The organism is Calditrichota bacterium (genome assembly GCA_013151735.1).
Lineage (GTDB): Bacteria > Zhuqueibacterota > JdFR-76 > JdFR-76 > BMS3Abin05 > BMS3Abin05.
Window position 1 is genome coordinate 1 of record JAADHR010000043.1, and the last position, 3,261, is coordinate 3,261.

Below are 3,261 nucleotides of genomic sequence, written 5' to 3' on the forward strand. Positions count from 1 at the left end.
CGAGGAAACCAGCGCTCATTCCCAGGTTTCCGCCAATTTTTGGTAATAGCCGGCATCTTCCAATTTACCCCGCTTTGCGCTGCCATTTGCCAGAATCCGGCATTTTTTTACCAGCATTTCCCGGGCGGCCCGTTCATTTTCGGAACTCAACTTTCCGCTTTCCAGCACCTTTAGAATCGACCGTACCCGAAACCGATCCAACCCCCAATATTTTTGAGAAAGCTGATCCGGGTGGCCGCCGTGTTTGACAATCACTTTCTCCGGAATAAACAAAATGGGGTAACGGCTGCCAATCCGCAGCCAGAGATCGTAATCCTCGCCTGCGGGCAGCGATTCGTCAAAAAGACCCACCTCGTCAAAAACAGAACGCTCGATCATTACCGATGACGGACTGATCAGGCACAGCGGCAGCAAATGCGGGAAAATCCATCCGGAATACTTTTGGTGGCGCTTTTTGGGATTCGCCCAGCGTCCGTTTCGAATCCAGATTTCATCCGTGTAACTGATCTTGTATTCCGAATAGTGACTCATCGCCGCCAATTGGATTTCCAGCTTTCGCGGTTTCCAGAGGTCATCCGAATCCAAGAAACACAGGTACTTTCCACTGGCCAAACCGATTCCGGTGTTGCGGGCAGAGCTTACGCCCCGGTTGGGCTGAGCTACAAATGTGATCGAACTGCCAAACCGCTCCAGGATTTCCAGCGTATCGTCGGTAGACCCATCATCCACAACAAGGAGTTCAAAATCGCGAAAGGTTTGCTTCAGTACCGAATCCACGGCATTTGCAATCCAGGCCGCGCGATTAAATGTCGGAATAATGACTGAGACTTCTGGCATCGGTATGTTTCATCGTTTACATCCATCAACCCAAATGTTTTTCCAGCCACCCGGAGACATCACGAAAGGCCTGTTCTCTGGCCCGATCGTGAAACACCTCATGGTACGATCCCGGGTACAGCCGAAGGTCTTTGTCAGAAGAACCAATCGTCTTAAACAGCATTTTTGCCCCTTCCGGATCAACCAGGGGATCTTCTTCACCCTGAATAATGAGTACCGGAAAGGTGAATTCCCCGGCTTTCCGGAAAACCTCTTCCATGGCCCGGGTCATTTCCACATAAAATCGTGCCGTAATCTTGCTGTGCACCAGAGGATCGTTTCGATATTTTTCTACCTCTTCAGGCTGTGTGGAAATGGATTCCGGCGGCAGTTCGCTGTCTTGCGTGAATGCAGGAAACAGGCTGGAAAACACTTTGCCCAGAACAATTTTCCAGGCCGGAACCTTCATACGGACCTTGAGCCCCGGCGATGACAGCACAAATCCTTTGAATCCCGGCGGGTGGGTCAGCCCGTAATGGAATGCGATAAGGCCGCCGAGACTGTGCCCCATCACAAAAACCGGGTGCAGGTCTCGTGTTTCCAGAAACTGACGGAAGTCCTTCACCTCCGAAATAAAATCTCCGAAACGGAGGATATGCCCGCGCTTCCCGGCAGACTGGCCGTGCCCGGGCAGATCAAATCCCAACAGGCTAAACCCTCCGGAGGTCAAACCCTCCGCTACATCCCCGTACCGAAGCACGTGTTCTCCGAGTCCGTGAATCAGCAGAATTTGTGCTTTTTCAGAATCCGCCCTGAACATGTGAAAGTGACGTTTTTCTCCCGCAGACGTTTCATAAAAGCCATCGTCTTCTCTCATAGGTGTTCACCTCGCTGTTTGAATGATTTCACAATGATGCGCCCGTGCCCATTCGCCCAGGCGAATGCCCGGGTTGACAACGCCGCAATGCCCGAACAAACGCAGTAAATAGCGATCGGACCAGCGATCGCCAAAAGCCCAGGAATTAGAAAAATCAATCTGGTGAAAATCAAAAACATCCTGCAGCGCCCGAACCTTGTCTTTCCCGTAGGGATGAATTCCCTCAATCCGCCCCGTCAAAATCCCGTTTTGCTCTTCGAGATGGGCACCAATAACCGTGTCCACCGGTAGGTGGGACTGCAGGTTTTCCAGCAAAAAGTGAAGCGATCCGGAAAGCAGAATATTCTGTTTCCCTTCCGAATGAAACACTTCCATTCGATCCACAAGGTTCTGAAGCAGCCGCGGCCTGATTTCCTCTTCAAAAAAAATGTTTGATGAGGCCTGTAGTTTCTTTAAGGAAAGGCCGCGCAAATAAAATTTGTTGCGCCGAAAAGCCTCCGTTGTATCCTCGCGCAGTCCATAAAATACATGAATCAAAAAGGCCTGAATCTGCCGAAAACCCATTTGTTTTTTCCGAAACAGCCATCTGGAAAAAAGAATTTCAAGCGATGTGTGAGGGATGAGTGTCCCGTCCACATCAAACACAGCCATCTGAAGTTTCGCCATAAAGGTCCGCTTTTGGGATCGTTTCGGATGTAATTTACGAATTTCCAACCGATTTTTTATGATAAAAAAACCCGCTCAAAAAGGAACGCAATCTCCCCATTAGTAATTCTTCCCCGCAAAGAGTTATTCGTCCGCTTCAAAGTCTTTCGGGTAGCGTTTTGACAACAAATATTCCCGGCCATCCCACAAAACCGGAATTCCCCGAATCACGCACATCACCACCACGACGTAGACAATAAATTGGCCAACCGCTCCGAATAAAGCATCCAATCGATGAGGAAGCGAAAACAGTCCCTCTGCCATTCCCTTCCGAAGCGCCAAAAGTGCTCCCAAATAGCAAAAAACAATAACCTTTGAAACACCGTAAATGGCACGGCTCCACCGCGAGCTGGTCAGTGCCTTCGCCCAGGGTGTTTTCATCATCGTTTTTTCACCAAAGGGTGTTTTCCCTTCCGCAAAGGCCACACTTCGTACCGTATCCACCATAAAACTGCGCGCGATTACAATCATAGGCACCCAAAAGGTGATCATCCCGATCGCTGAAAAATAAATCCAGTAGATATTCTCTACGATCCGATCACCGGCAATATCCAGAAGGGCACCAAAGTCGGATGCCAGATTTAGTTTCCGGGCCACCACACCATCCAGGGCATCCAGGTAAATCACCCCCATCGTGAGAAAAAAGGCGGCGGTGGCAAAATAAAAATTCATCTGATAAAAGGCGATGGTCAAAAATGCCAGAAGCACGCGCCCAATAGTAATTGCATTTGCCGTCATCGACGAATTTTCTTTCGTTTAAAAACGTTTGTTTTTTTGGTTCTACTGGCTTTTTTGTGGATTTATTTTCTTAAAATACGGAAAGCATTCCATTCTAACCCTCCTCCCGGCCCCCTCCCTGAGAT

3 protein-coding genes and 1 pseudogene are annotated in these 3,261 nt (G+C 49.3%); all 4 read right to left on the reverse strand.

The features are described 5' to 3' along the window. Positions 1 to 15: 15 nt before the first annotated feature. The gene (locus tag GXO76_02550; protein ID NOY76732.1) at positions 16 to 837 is read right to left on the reverse strand and encodes a glycosyltransferase; all 822 of its coding nucleotides are present in this window, start codon (positions 835 to 837) and stop codon (positions 16 to 18) included. 25 nt (positions 838 to 862) lie between these two features. Further along, positions 863 to 1,693: an alpha/beta hydrolase gene (locus tag GXO76_02555; protein ID NOY76733.1), complete on the reverse strand. Its 831-nt coding sequence runs from the start codon at positions 1,691 to 1,693 to the stop codon at positions 863 to 865. A 6-nt stretch (positions 1,694 to 1,699) separates the two neighbouring features. Continuing rightward, positions 1,700 to 2,359: an HAD-IB family hydrolase gene (locus GXO76_02560; GenBank protein NOY76734.1), complete on the reverse strand. Its 660-nt coding sequence runs from the start codon at positions 2,357 to 2,359 to the stop codon at positions 1,700 to 1,702. A gap of 123 nt (positions 2,360 to 2,482) precedes the next feature. Then, positions 2,483 to 3,136, reverse strand: a pseudogene (locus GXO76_02565) (CDP-alcohol phosphatidyltransferase family protein). Positions 3,137 to 3,261 lie beyond the last annotated feature (125 nt).